Raw genomic sequence first — 19,806 nt, forward strand, 5'->3', positions numbered from 1 at the left:
ATGAGATCCTTACTAATTGGTCTATTCGCTTTAGGCTTGAGCATTAATGCTCAAGCTCAATCAGACCTAAAAGAAGTTCTACATGCTGTGGAAAATAACAACCTGAGTTTAAAAGCTCAAAATCAGTTTATAGAATCTCAGAAAATTGGCTATAAAACAGAAACAAATTTGGCTAATCCTGAGTTAGCATTTGAGAAGAATTTCTCCGATATAGATGGTAATCCTTACGAGATTCTCATCAGTCAGGACTTTGATTTTCCAACGGTATATTTTCAAAAGAATAAAATCAAGAAAGCGAAAACAGCTAATCTTGATAATCTTAGGCAACAAAGCCGACAGGATATTCTACTAAGTGCTGAAAAAACTTGCTTAAACCTTATTTACCAGAATAAACAAAAAGAGCAATTGACTATTCGTTACGAAAATGCTCAAAAGTTGGTTTCATTCTTCAAAAAGAAGCTTGATAAAGGTGATGCCAATATTCTGGAGATGAATAAGGTGAAGATCGTTTTATTAAACATCAAAAATCAACTTCAACTTTGTAATACACAAGTTTCAAATCTTGAAGAAGAATTGAAGCAACTAAATGGTGGACAAGCTATTGAGTTTAATTCAGTGGTTTATCCGACTGTTTCAATCGATGAGGATTTGACTAAGCTTGAGATAGATGTTTTAAAAAACACACCCAATTTGAATAAAATGAAGGCTGATATGGACATTGCTTCTAAACAAATAAGCTTGGCTAAAAATCAAGTTCTACCAAAATTGAGTTTGGGTTATCGTTACTTAAATTCAGATATTAATAAATCTTTCAACGGTATTAACCTAGGTATTAGTATTCCTCTTTGGGAAAGTAGAAACAAAGTCAAGTTTGCTAAACTGAATCAACTTACACAGGAAAGTCAGTATTTGTCCGAAGAAAAGCTCCTAATTTCTGATATTCAGAAAAACTATCAGAATTACCAAGGCCTAAAGGCTTCTTTAGCTGAATACCGATTAATACTAGAAGGTAGTCATATGAATGAGCTTTTAAAGAAAGCTCTCGATTTTGGACAAATTTCAAGTATCGAATATTTTATGGAGAGTATCTATTTTTACGATAGCTACGACACATACCTTCAGGTAGAAAAAGAATATCATCTAGCTGTGGCCGATCTATTAAAATATCAGCTTTAAGCTAAGCAAACACAAATTAAAAAACCAGTTGAAAACAATCAACTGGTTTTTTAATACCTTATATTTTTTACTTCAATTCATTTTCTAATATTCCCTACCTTGTTCATCAATCATTGGGACAAATCGAACAGGAACAACATCTTTTCTAACAAGTTCTCCATCTAACTTTTTAAGTAAGACTAAACTCTTAATGTTCTTTTCTCCAATTGGAATAACAAGACTACCTCCATCAACTAATTGATCTATCAAAGCTTGTGGAATCTTTCGAGGAGAACAGGTTACAATAATTGCATCGTAAGGTGCATGTTCTATCCAGCCTTTATATCCATCTCCACACTTGAGGAATAAATTATTATAATTTAATGACTCTATGGTCGATTTAGCTTTTAAAGCCAAGCCCTCAACAATTTCGATACTATAAACTTCTTTACAAATTTCGCCTAATATTGCAGCTTGATAACCCGAACCTGTTCCTATTTCTAATACTTTACTTTTCGAATTAATATCTAAAAGTTGAGTCATAACACCCACAATATAAGGCTGCGATATAGTTTGACCAAAACCAATTGGAAGAGGTGAATCTGAATAAGCGAGATGACGGAACTGATTTGGAACAAACAAATGTCTTTCAACTTTTTGCATAGCTTTAATCACAGGTTTCTCTTTTATTCCTCGAGCTACAACCTGCTCTTTAACCATTTGGTATCTTAATTCCTTGTAATTCATCTTTTGAGCGCTTAGATCGTTATTTTGCAAACACAGAATCCCCAGAAAGAAGAAGCATATTAATAGATATTTATTCATTATTCCCTTTTTTGTAGAAATTAAAGTTACAATAATATATTAAATATGAAATATCTCTAATATGCTTTTAAGTATTTGGATGAATGGAATTTTTTTGAATAAAAAAAGAGCTGCTGATTTCTCAACAACTCTTATTTTTTTAACAAAGAACTAGACTAAATTGATGTTAGTTACACATCATAGTAGATTGAATTAAGCTAACCCTTAATACAATATGACCATTAGGTCTATTTCCTACAAACTCAGGCTTAAAACCTGCTGTTTCTAATTCAGACTTCACAATTCTAATTAATTCTGAACTAACATTGTTAAAATGATGAGCAACCACTAAACTACCCTTATTGAATTTATCTTCGAACTTATCTAAAATCTTACCTGATTCAATCTTGTATTGTTCAATTTCTTTCTCTACGATATGTGAATATGATGTCAAATTTTTCATAGTTGTAAATATTTAGTTTGAAAAAATACATATTTGATTTATTAACTTTCTGTTACAATTATAAACCTTTTTATTTACAATCACAAAGGTAAACATCACTTTTTCTTCCATAAACACACCTTTTTTGTTGATTAATGAGATTTTAGCATTTCTCCAAAGTGCTTAAAGAACAGATTTACAGCCATATATATGTATGTCGAACAAACTAACCTACAATGCATCTAAATTCAACTAACATTAAGGAATTTTCTACTTTTAAATTAGGATAAAACCCCATTAAAGCTTTCCAAAGACTTTCTTTTGATTCAAATCCATCCCTTTGCGCCTCTTCTAAACTCATATTATCAATTGTTTTAAACGATACATTAGTAATCTCAATAGGTAAACTAAGACCATTAGAAAAATCTGCCATTGCCTTACCAAGAGGATAATGCGGTTCGTCTATTCGGGCTGTTTGTACTTTTCGACCAAGAAGTACATCTTGATAAAAACTTTCGTGAAAATGTATTCTATCCATTTTAATTTAAATAATATTCGTTTTTTTATTTCATTCAATCCCCAAAAGCTATTTATCTAAATATATAATTCTTACTTTTAAGAGAAGTATTTCTGGATGATTTAAAATATATAACCTTTTATGAAAATATTTAGACTCTGTTTACTACTAACCTTAAGCTTTCCATTGTTTAGTTTTTCACAAAGCTATTCTAATATTGATTTTGCTGCTCAAATTTCTGAGAAAAGTATAAAAAAAAATGTAAAGTCTCTTTGTTCCGATATAATGCAAGGACGCGAAACAGGAACTGAAGGACAAAAGAATGCTGCAGTATATATCTATTCTCAATTTAAACAAGCAGGATTACAGGCAGTTGATAAAAGTCAGGATAGCTTATCGTATTTTCAATCTGTAAAGCTTTCCAAACTAGGCTTACCTTCAGCAACAATAAAAGTAAATAAGAAAACTTTTTATAATTATAAAGACTTTGTAGCTGGCTCTATCCAAGATTCAATATTTAAAGACTTAGATATCGTTTATATCGGCAATTCTCCAATTCAAAACTATTCGGAAATTGATTTCACCAATAAGGCTGTTTTATTTCTTACCTCAAACTTCCATAAAGCTTTTTCTCAAGCGTATGACATCTGGAAACATTCCAAACCAAGTTTAATCTTATTTTGCGATCCTATAAACACGAGTTTGTTTGATCGATATATACATACAAGTAAAAGTGTAAGATATAAACGATTTCGTTTAAAAAAGCCTATTGATACGGTTGATTCAAGGATATTTGGTAAAGAATCAGATTTTTATAACTACTTAAGAACCCACGAAATTATTCCTATTTCGGTACGACTTACAAAAGCAATAACAGGTTTAAAGCTAAAGCAGTTAAAAAATAGCCTTGCAAATCAGAACCAAACCACACCTATAATAGCTCATCTGCAATTGCAATTAAAAAATAATGATGAAATAATAAAAACAGAAAATGTGATATCTTTAATAGAAGGTACCGAAAAACCAGAAGAGTTCATTATTATTTCTGCACACTTCGATCACCTGGGTGTCGATAAAAAATTAATCTGTTACGGCGCCAATGATAATGCATCCGGAACCGCAGCACTTATTGAAATCGCTAAGGCTTTTAAATATGCTGAATTAAAAGGTCAAAGACCCAAACGGAGTGTCATTTTTACGGCTTTTACTGCTGAAGAAAAAGGTTTACTTGGTTCAGAATTTTTTGTAAGAAACTCTCCTGTTCCGCTAAAATCAATTAAAGCCAATTTAAATATGGATATGTTAGGTCGTATAGACGAATACCATTCATCAGCAAACTATATCTATCTTTTGGGTACTTCTCATTTAAATCCTCAGCTAAAACCAATAAGCGATAGTTTAAATGGGCTTTACTCACATCTAATTCTTGATTATAAATACGATCAGCCACATAATCCATTCTATGGATCTTCAGATCAAGCTTCTTTCGTAAAAAATAAAATTCCTTCAATCATGTATTTCAATGGTCTACACGATGATTATCATACACCAGAAGATACGCCTAATAAATTAGATTATAAAAACATTGAACGCGTTGCACAACTTGTATTTCTCACAGCTTGGGAACTGTCCAATCAAGACTAAATTAATAAGCTAAACCATGATTTTCGTATGTTTCGTGTATAAATTCAACTCTTTTATCAAGAATGAAAAATAAACAAGAATTCAACTAATCTAATTTTTTGTTCAATTAAATTCTTACTTTTAAGATAAGAAAAGCTATTTTTGTATCATATAATCAACAACATCATGTTTATGAAAGCTATCCTAACTTTATCGATTTTCTGCTTGAGCTTAATTTTATTCTCATGTGCTAAAGAATCTAAACATTCTGGTTATGTGGATCCCAATGAAGCATTAGTTGAGAAATTAGATAGTGTAGGTGGAAATTCTAGAACATATAATTGGGATTTTCAGATTTTAAAAGGAATCCAAGATTCTCGTTACTATGCACCTGTTGATATCCCAACTGCATTAAATAGTATTCCCGACGAACTAAAAGATGGTATTCATCTTCCTGATGTTAGTACTCTACTTGATACAATTGGTACTGAAATGGCCAACATTGTTACTTTTTGGAATACTAAAAATAAGCTCATGTTTCAAATTCAAATCTCATACTTTAAAAATGATGTAGAATACGACGCAGGCAATAAAGATTTCTTTATTATATCTGCTGCTACGCTTGCTGACAATCCATTTTTAGATGATCCAGATTCTGAAGAAGATCCAATTGATAAATGGAGAACTGAGTTTAATATTGATGGAGACGAAACTGCTGGAGAGGTTGTTACATATAAGGATTTAAAATTAAATCCCGATTTACCTCTATTCTTTAAGGTTTCACCTTCAAGTTGGACTACTATGTATAATTATTATTCTTTTGATGGATCTAAAATCATTCATCGATCTACTGGTTCAAAAATGTACTATGCTTGGTATGACGGTGTTCTTTTTCAAATTGGCTACAAATTCGACGACGAAACAATTGATATGGAATCAGTCATTCGAAAAATAATTTTAGGTTAGTAGCTTATAAACCTTCACAATGTCTTTTAAGATGCAATAGGCCATTCTGTATGCCTTCATCTGAATAGTGATTCCAAAAACTATCTAAACCATGTTCAACTCCAAATAGGTGATTAAATGTGTGTGGAATTTTTAGTATTGTCAAAAAATCATGCATCAGGAAACTTGCCTTTCTATTCTTATTCCTAACATACTGATCTTCCGTACCAATTTCCATGAAAAGCTGCACATCAGAATCAATTAAGGCAGCTTTATTTTTTATCGCCATATCTTTATTTTCAGCTAGTGTATAGTCACTCACATATCCCATGGAGATAACAGACTTAAAACTATTGGGGTATTTAAACATATAGTGTAAAACGCCACCTCCACCTCTTGAATGACCTTCAAACGAAACGCCTTTTTCTCCTCCAGCTTTAAAATTAGACTTACAAAACGCTATAAACTCACCATTAGGTGACAATAAAGCTTCATTTTCCTTTGTAAACCACTGAATATCATCTTTATTTTCATCACCTCTTATTCCAGCAATTACAATATTCGGAATCTCACCAGTTAAAATCCAGTCATTTAATTGTTGGGCTGCAATATACTTTTTGAAAGCTCCCTCGTCTCCACCTTGACCATGAAGAAATAAAATGAGCCTATAATTTATATCAGGATTCCAATTGGGAGGCAAATAGACAAAATAAGGTACTATAGAACGAGCCTTACTTTCGAAAGTTGATAATGTATACTTTCCTTTGGCTTTTGTTATATCGAAGGCTAATGTCATTTCTAATAAATCTGTTTAATTGAAACTTATCAAATTCTATTTCGTTTATCTGATGATTTTCTATGATTCAAATCATTTATCGGATAAATTATTGAAATGTTTACTTAAAAATACCGTTTAAGCTTAATTGATACGACAAAAATAACGCTTTCAGTGTTTAAGCCTAAATTCTTATCATTATTAATTCATACAATTAAAAAATCCTGACAATTACTAGAACTGTCAGGATTTATTTTGGTTAATCTATTAGCAGCTTAGGATACATAGTGGTTATATGAATTGATATCTAAAGTTTCCAATGATTTTTTACAGAAAGAGTAAATAAATGCACTGGCCAATCTTGCATTGGTTACCAAAGGCACATTAAGGTCGATGGCAGCACGTCTAATCTGATAATCGTTGAATAGTTCATTTTCACTTAGATTTTTTGGAATATTGATGACGAAATCAACTTCTTTAGATCGGATTAAATCTAAGGCTGTTTTTTCACCCTCTTCATCTGGCCAAGCGACTGCTTCAATCTCAACATCATTGTCTGATAGGAATTTTGCAGTACCTCGTGTCCCATATATTTTGTAGCCTTTCTCTTGCAACATCTGAGTACTCTGTAGTAGTTCAATTTTAGAGCGAATAGGTCCGCTACTAATTAGAATGCTCTTCTTCGGAATTCGATAACCAACTGATAACATTGATTTTAGTATCGCATCGTAATAATCAGGTCCAATACAACCAACTTCACCAGTAGAAGCCATATCTACACCCAAAACGGGGTCAGCTTTTGACAGTCTAGAGAAGGAAAATTGTGAGGCTTTCACACCAATATTTTCCAATTCGAACATAGATGGCATTTGTGTTGGAATTATTCCGTTAAGCATCGCCTTAGCTGCCAATTCCACAAAATTGTAGTTCATTACCTTAGAAACAAATGGGAAACTTCGACTAGCTCTCACATTACATTCAATCACTTTAATATCGTTATCCTTTGCCAACAACTGCATATTAAATGGTCCCGTAATATTTAAAGATTTTGCAATCTCTCCTGCTATTTTACGGATTCGACGAATGGTTTCAAAATACAGTTTCTGTGGTGGAAACACCAACGTCGCATCACCCGAGTGTACACCTGCAAACTCAACATGTTCAGATATCGCATCAATCAGAACGATACCATCTTTTGCCACACCATCGAACTCGATTTCTTTAGCTTGCTGAATGAATTCACTCACAACCACAGGATATTGTTTCGAAACTTTCGTTGCCAAGTTTAAGAAATGCTCCAGTTCGTTCTTATTAGACACCACATTCATTGCGGCACCTGATAGTACATAACTAGGACGAATAAGAACCGGAAAGTCAACTTCATCAATAAAGGTTTGGATAGCCTCCAGACTACTCAATTCTGCCCAACGTGGTTGATCTACACCCAAATTGTCTAACATGTCTGAGAAAGTCTTTCTATTCTCAGCCCTATCAATATTTTCAGGAGAAGTCCCTAAAACCTTAACTTTAGCCTCATGTAAACGCATTGCAAGATTATTCGGTATTTGTCCACCCACAGATACAATAACGCCTTTAGGCTGCTCTAAATCGATAATATCAAGAACTCTTTCAAAAGAAAGCTCATCGAAATATAAACGATCACACACATCGTAATCTGTACTCACCGTTTCAGGGTTGTAGTTAATCATGACTGAACGGTATCCTTCTTTTTTGACGCCACTCAAGGCATTAACACTACACCAGTCAAATTCTACACTAGAACCGATACGATATGCACCTGACCCCAGAACTATAACCGACTTATTGTCATGTTCATAAACCACATCATTTTCACAACCACTATAGGTTAAGTATAAGTAATTTGTTTGTGCAGGATATTCAGCTGCAAGTGTATCAATCTGCTTAACAACTGGAATAATTCCAAGTTTCTTACGAGCATTTCTAACCTGTAAAAGCTCAGATTCCATATTCCCATCTTTAGGCTTTAACACAAAACGCGCAATTTGAAAATCGGAGAAACCATATACTTTAGACTTGCGAAAAAGATCAGTATCGAGAGAAGCTAATTGATTACACTTTTTAAGTTTCCATTTTAATTTACTGATATTCTCTAGCTTACTCAAGAACCATTTATCAATTGCTGTTAAATCATGAATTTGATTAATTGAATAACCCTTCTCAAGTGCTTGAGCAACAGCAAATATTCTCATATCTGTTGGATGAGATAATTCTTTATCTATATCATCAAACTTGGCGTTATCATTTCCCACAAAGCCATGCATGCCTTGTCCAATCATTCTTAGCCCTTTCTGAATAGCTTCCTCAAAATTACGACCAATAGCCATTACTTCTCCCACCGACTTCATACTCGAACCAATTTCCTTGGTTACACCTTCGAACTTATTCAAATCCCAACGTGGAATTTTACAAACCACATAGTCAAGAGCAGGCTCAAAACAAGCTGTTGTTACTTTAGTTACAGCATTTTTCAAATCCTGAAGGGCATAACCTAATCCAAGTTTAGCTGCCACAAATGCTAAAGGATAACCTGTTGCCTTAGAAGCAAGTGCAGATGAACGAGATAGACGAGCATTTACCTCAATTACACGATAATCTTCTGAGTTTGGATCAAGAGCATATTGTACGTTACACTCTCCAACCACACCTAAGTGTCGAATAATTTTAAGAGCTAAAGATCTTAGTTTGTGATATTCTGAATTGGTAAGCGTTTGAGATGGTGCAATAACGATACTTTCACCCGTATGAATGCCAAGTGGATCGAAATTTTCCATATTACAAACCGTAATACAGTTGTCATAAGCATCACGTACAACCTCATATTCGACCTCTTTCCATCCTTTAAGAGACTCTTCAACTAAAATTTGAGATGAGTACGACAAAGCGTTTTCTGCTAAGACTCTTAACTCATCCATATTATTACAAAATCCTGAGCCTTGACCACCCAAAGTAAAGGCTGCACGAACAATAATTGGGAAACCTAATTTCCCTGCTGCTTCTAATGCTGCATCAATCGATTCAACAGCGACACTATTGGGTGTTTTTACATCAATCTTACGAAGTTCATTAGCAAATATCTCTCTATCTTCTGTTTTTATGATGGTCTCAATAGGTGTACCAAGCACCTTCAAATTATACTTTTCTAATGTGCCTGCATTAAAAAGCTCAATACCGCAATTGAGTGCTGTTTGTCCTCCAAATGCCAAAAGAATTCCATCAGGCTTTTCTTTTAGAATGACTTGTTCTACAAAATAAGGCGTTACAGGTAGAAAATAGATTTCATCTGCAATGCCTTTGGATGTTTGGACTGTTGCTACATTAGGATTTATAAGTACTGTTTTGATACCTTCTTCCTTCATCGCCTTTAATGCCTGAGATCCTGAATAATCAAACTCTCCTGCTTCACCAATTTTAAGCGCTCCGGAACCTAATACCAATACTTTCTTTATATTATGAGTCATGTCTTTCTTAGTTAATGTTGATTCTAATATCCCTTTTTTCACTTTAACCTTACTACTTTGAGTACTTTATCCTTTGTACTCTTCCATCATTCCAATGAAATCATCAAATAGAAATTCTGTATCAGTTGGACCACTTGAAGCTTCAGGATGAAACTGAGACGAGAAAAAAGGCTTAGTTTTGTGCTTAATTCCTTCGCAGGTATTATCATTAGCATTTTCAAACAAAACCTCCCAATCCGATGGTAATGTATCTGTATCGATAGCATATCCATGATTCTGAGAGGTAATAAAACAACGCTTAGTTCCTTTTAAAAGTGCGGGCTGATTATGAGATCGATGACCATACTTCAATTTATAAGTATCGGCTCCTGCAGCCAAAGCCATCAGCTGGGTTCCAAGACAGATTCCCATGATTGGCTTATCCTGACTCAGAGCCGTTTTCACATGATCAATAGCCTTAACATTTAGTTTCGGATCACCGGGACCATTTGAGAGAAATAAACCATCGTAATCATCATTAGTAAAATCATAATCGTAAGGAACACGAATAACGGTCGTATCTCGCTTTAACAGACAACGAATAATGTTATTCTTGCAACCGCAATCAAGCAAAAGAACTTTGTGTTTGCCATTTCCATATGTCTTTACTTCTTTAGTACTAACCTCAGAAACTAAATGACGAGAATTTGGATCGATAAAAGCTACGTCCTGATCATTAACGACGATTTTCGCTTTCATGCTTCCATTAGTACGGAGTTTTTTGGTTAAAGCACGCGTATCTATTCCATAAATACCTGGTATTTGATGTTCTTTCATCCAATCAGAAAGGCTTAAGCTAGCATTCCAGTGACTAAAATCATCGGTATAATCTGATACAACAAAACCAGAAAGTTGAATCTTATCAGATTCAAAATAGCGAAACAAATCATCTTCTTTTCTATCTCCAGGAACGCCATAGTTTCCAATCAAAGGAAAGGTTGTTACCAAAATTTGACCTCGATACGAGGGATCACTCAAACTTTCAGGATATCCCGTCATGGCTGTATTAAATACCATTTCACCTGCGACAGATCCTTCGTAACCAAAGGAAGTTCCATGGTACTCACTACCATCTTCCAGTATTAACTTTGCTTGTTTCAACATAAATTGTAATTATATAATGGTTGTTTATCTTTTTTATTCTACTGCCTATCAAGGTACTAACTTCTTCCCAGTAAACTTTGGTAAGCTTTATCGATTTTTTCAAAATTAAAGGATTGAACCGCTTTTTCTAGTTTTAATTTGATTTGATCGTTACAAAGATTACCAATACTACCCTCGTGCTGATGTTTTAACTCACCCTCAAACTTAAACTCTCCTGATTCTACTAATGCTCCTACTTTTTTGTAAGCATCACGAAAAGGAACACCTTTAAGCACTAACTCATTCACCATCTCAACAGTAAATAAATACTTATATCTTTCATCATCAAGTAGATTCTCATTGACTTTTACATTCGACAACATGATTTTCGACATTTCTAAACAAGAAATTAATTGATCGAATGCTGGCATAAAAAATTCTTTAGTCAGCTGATAATCTCTATGATAACCCGATGGTAAATTTGAACTAACAGCCTGTATCTGTGTAGGTAGTACTTGTAATGAGTTTGCTTTGGCTCTCACTAATTCAAAAACATCAGGATTCTTTTTGTGAGGCATAATACTACTCCCTGTCGTGAACTCATCAGCGAAACTGATAAATCCAAAATTCTGAGAGTTATACAAACAGGCATCCATAGCCAATTTACCAATAGTGTAAGCCATATTTGAAAGTGCAGACACAACTGCAAATTCCATTTTACCTCTACCTAATTGAGCGTAAACCACATTGTAATTTAGATTCTCAAAACCCAATAGATCAGTTGTCATCTGACGATTAAGAGGAAATGATGATCCATAACCAGCTCCTGAACCTAAAGGGTTCTGATCTACTACTTTAAAGGCTGATTGTAATAAGGCCAAATCATCACTCAAAGCCTCAGCATAAGCACCAAACCAAAGCCCGAAGGAAGATGGCATGGCAACCTGTAAGTGCGTATAACCTGGAATAAGAATATCTTTATACTTTTCAGAATTTTCAATTAGTAAATCAAATAAAGACTTGGCTGCATTCACCACTCTTTCAATTTCATGACGTGTGAATAGCTTTAAATCAAGTAAAACCTGGTCATTTCTCGATCTTCCAGAGTGAATCTTCTTGCCCACATCACCTAAGCTCTTTGTTAATAACAACTCAACCTGTGAATGCACATCTTCGGTGCCTTCTTCAATCGAAAAATCACCATTTTCTATATCAACAAATATCTTTTGAAGCTCTTTTTCAACTTGAACAAACTCTGCTGGCTCAAGTAAGTTAATACTGGTCAACATTTTGCAATGAGCCAATGAACCCAATACATCAAAAGGAGCCAGTTGCAAATCAAGTTCACGATCTTTACCAATCGTAAAATCTTCTACATTCTGATTCATCTTCGTACCCTTATCCCAAAGTTTCATATGTTCTTAATTTTATATTTTCATTATCCCAATAATCATTGGGAGTAAGTGTCCTTTTATATAAATACTTCTCTTAAAAAGTATCCTTAATAGTTTGTTTCAGATGCTTATTCTTTAATATCTAAACCATTTAATAATTGGTAATAAATTTCAACACCTTCTTCTATTTCTGACAGATTAACATACTCGTCAACCGTATGTGATCTGGCTGAATCTCCAGGACCAAACTTCAATGTTGGAAAGCCTTTCATTATGGCTTGGTCAGAAGTTGTTGGCGAACCATAATAGCTTCTCCCCATTTTTATACCAGCCTGAACCAATGGATGTTTTAAGTCAATACCTGAAGAATTCATTCTATATGATCTAGCTATAACTTCACTTTCTGTTTGATTATCAATTAAGTTGAAAAGCTCCTGGTTATTATAGTTCTCATTACTTCTCACATCCACTACAAATCGACAAGAATCAGGAACCACATTATGTTGAGAACCAGCCTCAATTTGTGTCACAGACATTTTAACTGGACCAAGAATATCCGATTCTTTATCGAACTTATATGTTTGAAACCATTTTAAATCTTTCATAGCTTTCTCAATAGCATTCACACCCTCGTTTCTAGCTGCATGTCCTGCTTTTCCTTTGGCTTCAACATCTAAAACCATCAAACCTTTTTCTGCAATTGCCATCTGCATAAGGGTTGGTTCTCCAACTATACCTAAAGCAATTTTCCCAATTTTATCATGAATCAACTCAAATCCACCCTTTCCAGAGATTTCTTCTTCAGCAGAAGCAACAAAAACAAGGTTATAAGGCTGTTCTTCTTTGTCTAAAGCCAAAAATGTAGCCATTAGAGAACATAAACAACCTCCAGCATCATTCGAACCAAGTCCGTACAATTTGCCATCTTCAACTAGTGGCTTAAAAGGATCTTTTGTCCACGACGCCGTAGCATTTACCGTATCTAAATGAGAATTAAGGAGTAATAGAGGTTTGCCTTCACTATTATATTTTCCAAAAACCCAAACATTATTCTTTTCTCTATGGATTTCATAATTATGAGATTTAAGAACATTCTCCATTAAATCGGCAACCTGATCTTCCTCCTTGCTATATGATTGTATACCAATTAAACCCTTAAGAGTTTCAATGGCAAGTGTTTTATATATATCTAAATTCATGATTAACATTTTATTAGTTGGGTTCCACTATACTCATCCTTTGATATTACAAGAAGGTCGCCAATGATCACTTTTACGCCTTTGTCAAATGCTCTAAAGGCATTTTCAGTCTTTGGCAACATACCGTTACTTATTGTACCATTAGCTTTCATTTCCTGATACATGTTTTGATCTAAAGATTTTAGAAAACTCATATCATCATCAGGATTAATCAAAACACCTGATTTTTCAAATGAATAAATCAATTTGACTTGATAATTTTCACTCAATGCAATAGCTAATTCTGTTACAACCGTATCGGCATTGGTATTTAAAAGTTGTCCTTTTCCATCATGAGTAATGGCAGATAAGACTAAAACCTTATTTTGATCGATATAATTTACCAAAGCCTCTGTATTCACTTTAATTACATCGCCAACAAACCCGTAATCAATACTCTCATGTTGTCGTTTTTCAGCTAGAATCAAATTATCGTCTGCACCACAAAGTCCTATAGCTTGTTGATTCATAGCTTGTAAACCAGCTACTATTTTTTTGTTGATTAGTCCTGCATAAACCATACTAACAACTTTAAGTGTTTCGGCATTGGTTATTCGACGTCCATCAATCATAGGAGAATCAATTCCCAACTGTTTAGCCATTTCACTAGCCAACTTACCACCGCCATGTACCAAAAGTTTTGCACCTTTAATTTTTGCAAAGGCTTTAAGACATTCTGCTAACTTACTTTCATCATCAATTAGATTGCCTCCAATTTTTACCAGCGTTAAGTCCTTCATATCAATTACTTTTAATAACAGATGAAAAATCACTAATAAATGTTTTTGCTTCAGCCATAGTTAATGTCAATGGAGGTAATAATCTCAACGTATTTTCTCCAGACATACCTGTGAAATAAGATTTATCGAATAGAAGTGCTGATTTTACTTTTGTTCTATTTTTCAAATCAATTCCTATCATCAATCCTTTTGCTCTTACTGCATCTGCACCGACTATGTTCTTAATTTCATTTTCAAGATACTTACCTACTTTTTTTGCATTCTCAAGAAGATTTTCTTCTTTTATCACTTCTAAAACTGCAATTCCAGCAGCACATCCCAAATGATTTCCACCAAAGGTTGTTCCTAAAAGTCCAGATTTGCCTTCTATCTTCGGATTAATTAACACGCCACCAAGAGGAAATCCATTTCCCATACCCTTAGCCGTTGTAATAATATCGGCCTTAATATTGGCATATTGATGAGCAAAAAACTCACCTGTTCTTCCATAACCCGACTGAACTTCATCAATGATTAATATCGCATTGTATTTATGACAAAGACTTTCTGCATCTTTAAAGAAAGATGTTTCTGGCAGAACAACCCCATTAACACCTTGTATACCTTCCATGATAAATGCCGCAGTATCGCCTAGTTCGAGCTCTTTTTTCAAAGCTGCAGTATCATTCATCTCAATAAAAACCACATTATGCTTCACATTAAAACTTGAAGCCAATTTTGGATTATCGGTAACAGCTAAAGCACCACCAGTTCTTCCATGAAAAGAACCTTTTATGGCAATTACCTTAGATTTACCTGTATGAAAAGCAGCTAATTTTAAAGCATTCTCATTTGCTTCGGCACCCGAATTACATAAAAACAAATTGTAATCGACGTAACCCGAAAGCTCTCCCAATTTCTCTGCTAACTGATCTTGCAGTTTGTTCTCAACCACATTTGAGTAAAAGCCTAGACATCTCATCTGATTTTCAAGACGAAATAGGTAATGAGGATGAGAGTGTCCAATGGAAATCACACCGTGACCTCCATAAAAATCTTTATATTCTTTTCCGTTAGCATCAGCAAGGACAATGCCCTCACCCGAAACTAAGTTTATATCGTATTTTGTATATGTATTGAATAATTGCATTGCATATCTTATTTAAAAATTGAGACCGATGAGTAAGAGATTTGAATGGCGTAGAAACCTCAAGTCATCAATCTCAATTCAGAATTTATAATTAAAAAGCCACTGGTTTTAGTCTTAAACCTGCATCTTCGGGTAATCCAAACATGATATTCATATTTTGAACTGCCTGTCCTGACGCTCCCTTTAAGAGATTATCTATACTTGAAACGATCAAAAGCTTATCACCATGTTTTTCTAAGTGCAACAAACACTTATTTGTATTAACGGCTTGCTTCACATCTATATTTTCATCGCTTATAACGACAAAAGGATGATCCAAGTAATAGTTTTGATAATGAACCATGGCTTCGATTAAACTCCACTCACAAGTGGTATAAACAGATGCCAATATACCTCGAGAAAAATTACCTCGAACGGGTATAAAATTTACTGCTTTCGTAAAATTCTGTTGCAAATGATTCAAACTCTCTTTTATCTCAGCTAAATGCTGATGTTCAAAGGCTTTATATATCGATACGTTATTGTTCTTCCACGAAAAATGAGACGTATTTGTTGCAGCTTGACCAGCACCTGTTGATCCTGTAATAGCTGTTACGTGTACTTCATCTTTTAATGCTTGATGCTTTGCCAATGGCAAAAGAGCTAACTCAATTGTCGTTGCAAAACAGCCTGGATTTGCAATATATTTAGCATTAGCTATGGCTTTTTTATTCAATTCTGGCAGACCATAAACAAACTTGTTCTGATCATCATCCAATCTAAAGTCCATACTTAAATCAATGACCTTTAAATTTTCAGGTAAATTATTCTCTTCGAAAAAACTTATGCTTTTTCCATGACCCGAGCAAAGAAAGATGACATCAACACTTGAAAAATCTGCTTTAGAAAAATGTAATAAACAATCACCTAACAAATCTTTATGTACTTTACTTACCAACTGACCATCGTGACTGCTCGATTGAACAAATACAATATTAGCCTCAGGATGCCAAAGCAAGAGTCTTAACAACTCTCCAGCGGTATATCCCGCTCCTCCTATGATTCCTATATTTATCATACTATTGTCCATTTACAGTGTAATAAATCTTCATAGAGTTGGCTAAAATTGTTGTGAATCCTTTCACATCATCGGCTGTCCAACCTACATTTTTCTCTCCATATTGTCCAAAAGCATCAGTCATTAAATCATGTTCTGAATTCACGCCAATCATCTGATAATACTTAGGATAAAGCATCAGTTTTACTTCTCCTGATACCATTTTTTGAGAATCTTCAAGAAAACATTCGATATTTCTCATTAATGGCTCTAAATATTGAGCTTCATGTAAAAGCATACCGTAAAAATCACCTAGTTGATCTTTCCAATGTATTTGCCATTTACTTAAACAATGTTTCTCAAGCATTTCGTGTGCTTTTAGAATCAAAACTGGTGCAGCGGCTTCGAAAGCAACTCGACCTTTTGTTCCAAGAATGGTATCGCCGATATGCATATCTCTACCTATTCCGTAGGCAGATCCTAATTTTTCAATGGTTTTAATAGCATCTATAGGATTCTCAAATGTCTGTCCATTTACCGAAGTCAATTCTCCTTTTTCAAAACCAATACTAAGCTCACTTGGTTCAGTTTGTGTTACTTGTGAAGGATATGCTTCTTCAGGAATAGTTTGATCAGAAACTAACGTTTCTTTTCCACCTATACTAGTTCCCCAAATACCTGCATTTATCGAGTAAGCCATTTTTTCGAAAGCAGCATCAATACCATGATCTTTTAGATATTGAATTTCTTCAGCTCTGCTTAACTCTAAATCTCTGGTTGGGGTAATAATTTTAGCATTGGGAGCCATAATTTGAAAAATCAAGTCAAATCTAATTTGATCATTCCCTGCTCCTGTACTACCATGTGCAATAAAATCTGCTCCTATTTTGTGAGCATATTGCGCAATTGCCATGGCTTGAAAAGCTCTCTCCGAGCTTACTGATAAAGGGTAGCAATTGTTCTTTAGAACATTTCCCATAATCAAATACTTGATACATTTTTCGTAATATTCGCCTGTTATATCAATGCTGGTATGCTCAACCACACCTAGTTTCTTGGTTTTATTTTCAATGGTAGCTAGTTCTTCGTCACTAAATCCACCTGTATTTCCCAATACGGTATAAACCTTCATGCCTAAATCCTTTGAAAGATGAAGTGCACAATATGTTGTATCTAATCCACCACTATATGCTAAAACGACTTTTTTATCTTTTGTTATCATGATTTTGTTTTTTTGCTTTTGTTTTTACTAAAATTATTTTTGAGTTTTTTCCGGATCGCACAACATGCCTGTACACAAACACATTTTGTGATTGGTTCTTTGAAGAATGTCATAGTTCACGCATGAAGCACATCCTTGCCAGAAAGTTTGATCTGTGGTGAGTTCCGAAAAAGTAACGGGCTTGTAACCCAAGTCTGAATTAATTTTCATGACTGCCAAGCTGGTAGTTAATCCAAAGAGTTTTGCTTTGGGGTAACGCTTTCTTGATAAGTGATAAGCTTTCTCCTTAATTTGCTTGGCCAAACCAACGTAACGGTAGTCCGGATGGACTATAAGACCCGAGTTGGCTACATATAACTCATGCTCCCAGGTTTCGATATAACAAAAACCGATAACCTTATCACCTGAAAAGGCAATAATCGATTTTCCTTCCTGAAGTTTTTGAGCAATGTATAAGGGATTTCTTTTGGCTATCCCTGTTCCTCTAATTTTAGCAGCTGTTTCAATCATCTCGCAAATCTCAGATGCATACTTAGTGTGTATAACACCCGATTCGATAACAACGATTTCTTGTTTTGTATCTACAGTAGTTTCCATTTCTTCTTAATTTGCTAGGTTTCCCAAAATAAAGCTACGCCTGTCAGGCTTAACCATTTGTTATTAATATCAATATAAAAGCTCTCCTTCAAGCCATTTGTTAGCTTGCTTTGTCGGAGCCTTAGCCGATTTTCTCTGTTTAAAAATGCATTCATCTTGATTAAATTTTATGTTGATATATTCTTTAATTTTATTCAAATCTGCGCCTTTTAGCAGTTATAGGGTACAAAAAAAGCCCACCGTGATCGACGGCAAGCTTATATATTCTATTTAAGTTAATAGTATATCAGACTCACTCGACCCTTCTGGATAGCAGTTCGAACGCAAATGGCGTCGGCTTACTGTATAGATAGTTGTTGGCATATGAGAGTCTGTTATAAATTAATTTTCAATAAAAAAAGTTCAAAAAAAAAGGGCTTAACGTTCAAACGTTAAGCCCTATAAAATATCATGGTCAATTTTGACAACACAATAACGAGGATCCTACCGCTTTCTTTGAAAGTGCGCTTCGTCTTCGTCGAATGTTGAAAAATTGGTTCATTATCTTCTGTATTATTGATTTGTATTCTACTATTTACTGTATGGACATAAAAAAAGCCTTCCGATATAAAGGAAAGCCGGGAAAATAATCCACAAACAATGCTTCCTTATTAATTTAATAAGAATCTGCGTCGTCGTCGAATTATCATTTTTGTAGCCATGCTTTTTACTTTTTTTGTTGAGTCAAATATAGAGATATTTTTTTGAATAATCCAAACAGACTTATTTCGAAAAGTCTACGCAAAGGGTTTCGTTAATTCTAAATAACACACTGTATAGTCAGTAAATTAAGGCATCTTTATTTATATTTAACATTACTTAAAAAATATGAATTAAGCCTTTTTATTCTTGTTTGCATTAGATATTAAGTCTATTTTTTCGAGAAATTATTATCAAAACAACTTCAAAAGCTAAGTAGATCTTAAAAATCATCATAAAAAAAGCTCCACTTAAAAGTGGAGCTTTAATATGATCTTATACATGTAGAATTAAGCGACTACAGCTTCCTCAACTGTTGCTTTTTTCGATTTACGATACGTAAATGAGTTAAAAATGTTTCTCTTAGCAAAACGAGCTTGCTTATCAGAATTAATCAGCTTTTGAAATAGAGCCTTATTCACACCATAGTATTCGTAAGCAGATCCATCTAAAAAGATAACTTCAAGCAATAAACCTTTATGCTTAAAATCAGCAATACCAACCTTAGTTGTAACATGCTCGTATTCTTCTAAGTTAGCTGCTTTAGTTTCAGGAGCAATACCTACCAAAAAATGATAAGCATCAATAATCTGACGGCTTTTTAATTCAGCCTCTTCAAACAATTCATGTCCTTCAGGAAATTTATCGGTATGCCATTCTTTAACCAAGTTTCTGTAGGTCTTTTTTAATTGTTTAAGATCAGTATCTTGATCAACATTAAACAATTTTTTGTATTCATTAATACGTTTCATAAATGCTTCCTTTGTAAATTTCCTTTGTAATGCTCAGGTGTTTTTTAACCTTACACCCATGCTTAGTTTTTTCCAAA

The 19,806-nt window shown here is 34.1% G+C and carries 17 protein-coding genes; 3 read left to right on the forward strand and 14 right to left on the reverse strand.

Annotation, left to right across the window (positions count from 1 at the left end):
- Positions 1–1,176, forward strand: coding sequence for a TolC family protein (locus EMN46_RS07475; RefSeq protein ID WP_154200177.1), 1,176 nt, complete (start codon positions 1–3; stop codon positions 1,174–1,176).
- Positions 1,177–1,260: 84 nt separating this feature from the next.
- Here the strand turns inward: EMN46_RS07475 and EMN46_RS07480 are convergent, their stop codons facing one another.
- The 3 genes from EMN46_RS07480 to EMN46_RS07490 all read right to left on the reverse strand — a co-directional run bounded on the left by EMN46_RS07480 (position 1,261) and on the right by EMN46_RS07490 (position 2,939).
- A complete protein-coding gene (locus EMN46_RS07480; RefSeq protein WP_154200178.1) occupies positions 1,261–1,902 on the reverse strand; it encodes a protein-L-isoaspartate(D-aspartate) O-methyltransferase in 642 nt (213 codons plus the stop codon).
- A 244-nt stretch (positions 1,903–2,146) separates the two neighbouring features.
- Entirely contained in the window at positions 2,147–2,422 is a 276-nt protein-coding gene (locus EMN46_RS07485; protein ID WP_154200179.1) for a hypothetical protein, read from the reverse strand.
- 205 nt (positions 2,423–2,627) lie between these two features.
- Complete coding sequence (locus EMN46_RS07490; protein ID WP_154200180.1) at positions 2,628–2,939, reverse strand: ASCH domain-containing protein; 312 nt, start codon at positions 2,937–2,939, stop codon at positions 2,628–2,630.
- Between the two features lie 120 nt (positions 2,940–3,059).
- On the opposite strand from EMN46_RS07490, the gene EMN46_RS07495 reads away from it, so the two are divergent.
- Positions 3,060–4,562: a M28 family metallopeptidase gene (locus EMN46_RS07495; protein WP_154200181.1), complete on the forward strand. Its 1,503-nt coding sequence runs from the start codon at positions 3,060–3,062 to the stop codon at positions 4,560–4,562.
- A gap of 171 nt (positions 4,563–4,733) precedes the next feature.
- A complete protein-coding gene (locus EMN46_RS07500) occupies positions 4,734–5,507 on the forward strand; it encodes a hypothetical protein (RefSeq protein WP_154200182.1) in 774 nt (257 codons plus the stop codon).
- 4 nt (positions 5,508–5,511) lie between these two features.
- Here the strand turns inward: EMN46_RS07500 and EMN46_RS07505 are convergent, their stop codons facing one another.
- From EMN46_RS07505 to EMN46_RS07555, 11 genes are all read right to left on the reverse strand, one after another.
- A complete protein-coding gene (locus tag EMN46_RS07505) occupies positions 5,512–6,282 on the reverse strand; it encodes an alpha/beta hydrolase-fold protein (RefSeq protein ID WP_154200183.1) in 771 nt (256 codons plus the stop codon).
- 254 nt (positions 6,283–6,536) lie between these two features.
- A complete protein-coding gene (carB, locus tag EMN46_RS07510) occupies positions 6,537–9,761 on the reverse strand; it encodes a carbamoyl-phosphate synthase (glutamine-hydrolyzing) large subunit (protein ID WP_154200184.1) in 3,225 nt (1,074 codons plus the stop codon).
- 66 nt (positions 9,762–9,827) lie between these two features.
- Positions 9,828–10,904 carry a glutamine-hydrolyzing carbamoyl-phosphate synthase small subunit gene (gene carA / locus EMN46_RS07515; RefSeq protein WP_154200185.1) on the reverse strand — a complete coding sequence of 359 codons (1,077 nt, stop codon included), beginning with the start codon at positions 10,902–10,904 and terminating at the stop codon, positions 9,828–9,830.
- Positions 10,905–10,960: 56 nt separating this feature from the next.
- A complete protein-coding gene (gene argH / locus EMN46_RS07520) occupies positions 10,961–12,298 on the reverse strand; it encodes an argininosuccinate lyase (protein ID WP_154200186.1) in 1,338 nt (445 codons plus the stop codon).
- Positions 12,299–12,405: 107 nt separating this feature from the next.
- Complete coding sequence (locus EMN46_RS07525; protein ID WP_154200187.1) at positions 12,406–13,476, reverse strand: M20 family metallo-hydrolase; 1,071 nt, start codon at positions 13,474–13,476, stop codon at positions 12,406–12,408.
- 2 nt (positions 13,477–13,478) lie between these two features.
- Positions 13,479–14,255, reverse strand: a complete 777-nt coding sequence (gene argB, locus EMN46_RS07530) for an acetylglutamate kinase (protein ID WP_154200188.1) — start codon at positions 14,253–14,255, stop codon at positions 13,479–13,481.
- 1 nt (position 14,256) lies between these two features.
- Complete coding sequence (locus EMN46_RS07535) at positions 14,257–15,384, reverse strand: aspartate aminotransferase family protein (protein ID WP_154200189.1); 1,128 nt, start codon at positions 15,382–15,384, stop codon at positions 14,257–14,259.
- Positions 15,385–15,475: 91 nt separating this feature from the next.
- Positions 15,476–16,441: an N-acetyl-gamma-glutamyl-phosphate reductase gene (argC, locus tag EMN46_RS07540; protein WP_154200190.1), complete on the reverse strand. Its 966-nt coding sequence runs from the start codon at positions 16,439–16,441 to the stop codon at positions 15,476–15,478.
- A 1-nt stretch (position 16,442) separates the two neighbouring features.
- Positions 16,443–17,642: an argininosuccinate synthase gene (locus tag EMN46_RS07545; RefSeq protein WP_154200191.1), complete on the reverse strand. Its 1,200-nt coding sequence runs from the start codon at positions 17,640–17,642 to the stop codon at positions 16,443–16,445.
- 33 nt (positions 17,643–17,675) lie between these two features.
- On the reverse strand, positions 17,676–18,239 hold the full coding sequence (locus EMN46_RS07550; RefSeq protein WP_195715209.1) for a GNAT family N-acetyltransferase: 564 nt from the start codon (positions 18,237–18,239) through the stop codon (positions 17,676–17,678).
- 1,028 nt (positions 18,240–19,267) lie between these two features.
- Positions 19,268–19,729: a KTSC domain-containing protein gene (locus EMN46_RS07555; RefSeq protein WP_154200192.1), complete on the reverse strand. Its 462-nt coding sequence runs from the start codon at positions 19,727–19,729 to the stop codon at positions 19,268–19,270.
- Positions 19,730–19,806: the final 77 nt, after the last annotated feature.

Source organism: Ancylomarina sp. 16SWW S1-10-2, assembly GCF_009669305.1.
Lineage (GTDB): Bacteria > Bacteroidota > Bacteroidia > Bacteroidales > Marinifilaceae > Ancylomarina.

Coding starts and splice junctions, on each gene's coding strand:
- EMN46_RS07475 (WP_154200177.1), top strand. CDS start 1: ATGAGATCCTTACTAATTGGTCTATTCGCTTTAGGCTTGAGCATTAAT.
- EMN46_RS07480 (WP_154200178.1), bottom strand. CDS start 1,902: ATGAATTACAAGGAATTAAGATACCAAATGGTTAAAGAGCAGGTTGTA.
- EMN46_RS07485 (WP_154200179.1), bottom strand. CDS start 2,422: ATGAAAAATTTGACATCATATTCACATATCGTAGAGAAAGAAATTGAA.
- EMN46_RS07490 (WP_154200180.1), bottom strand. CDS start 2,939: ATGGATAGAATACATTTTCACGAAAGTTTTTATCAAGATGTACTTCTT.
- EMN46_RS07495 (WP_154200181.1), top strand. CDS start 3,060: ATGAAAATATTTAGACTCTGTTTACTACTAACCTTAAGCTTTCCATTG.
- EMN46_RS07500 (WP_154200182.1), top strand. CDS start 4,734: ATGAAAGCTATCCTAACTTTATCGATTTTCTGCTTGAGCTTAATTTTA.
- EMN46_RS07505 (WP_154200183.1), bottom strand. CDS start 6,282: ATGACATTAGCCTTCGATATAACAAAAGCCAAAGGAAAGTATACATTA.
- carB (WP_154200184.1), bottom strand. CDS start 9,761: ATGACTCATAATATAAAGAAAGTATTGGTATTAGGTTCCGGAGCGCTT.
- carA (WP_154200185.1), bottom strand. CDS start 10,904: ATGTTGAAACAAGCAAAGTTAATACTGGAAGATGGTAGTGAGTACCAT.
- argH (WP_154200186.1), bottom strand. CDS start 12,298: ATGAAACTTTGGGATAAGGGTACGAAGATGAATCAGAATGTAGAAGAT.
- EMN46_RS07525 (WP_154200187.1), bottom strand. CDS start 13,476: ATGAATTTAGATATATATAAAACACTTGCCATTGAAACTCTTAAGGGT.
- argB (WP_154200188.1), bottom strand. CDS start 14,255: ATGAAGGACTTAACGCTGGTAAAAATTGGAGGCAATCTAATTGATGAT.
- EMN46_RS07535 (WP_154200189.1), bottom strand. CDS start 15,384: ATGCAATTATTCAATACATATACAAAATACGATATAAACTTAGTTTCG.
- argC (WP_154200190.1), bottom strand. CDS start 16,441: ATGATAAATATAGGAATCATAGGAGGAGCGGGATATACCGCTGGAGAG.
- EMN46_RS07545 (WP_154200191.1), bottom strand. CDS start 17,642: ATGATAACAAAAGATAAAAAAGTCGTTTTAGCATATAGTGGTGGATTA.
- EMN46_RS07550 (WP_195715209.1), bottom strand. CDS start 18,239: ATGGAAACTACTGTAGATACAAAACAAGAAATCGTTGTTATCGAATCG.
- EMN46_RS07555 (WP_154200192.1), bottom strand. CDS start 19,729: ATGAAACGTATTAATGAATACAAAAAATTGTTTAATGTTGATCAAGAT.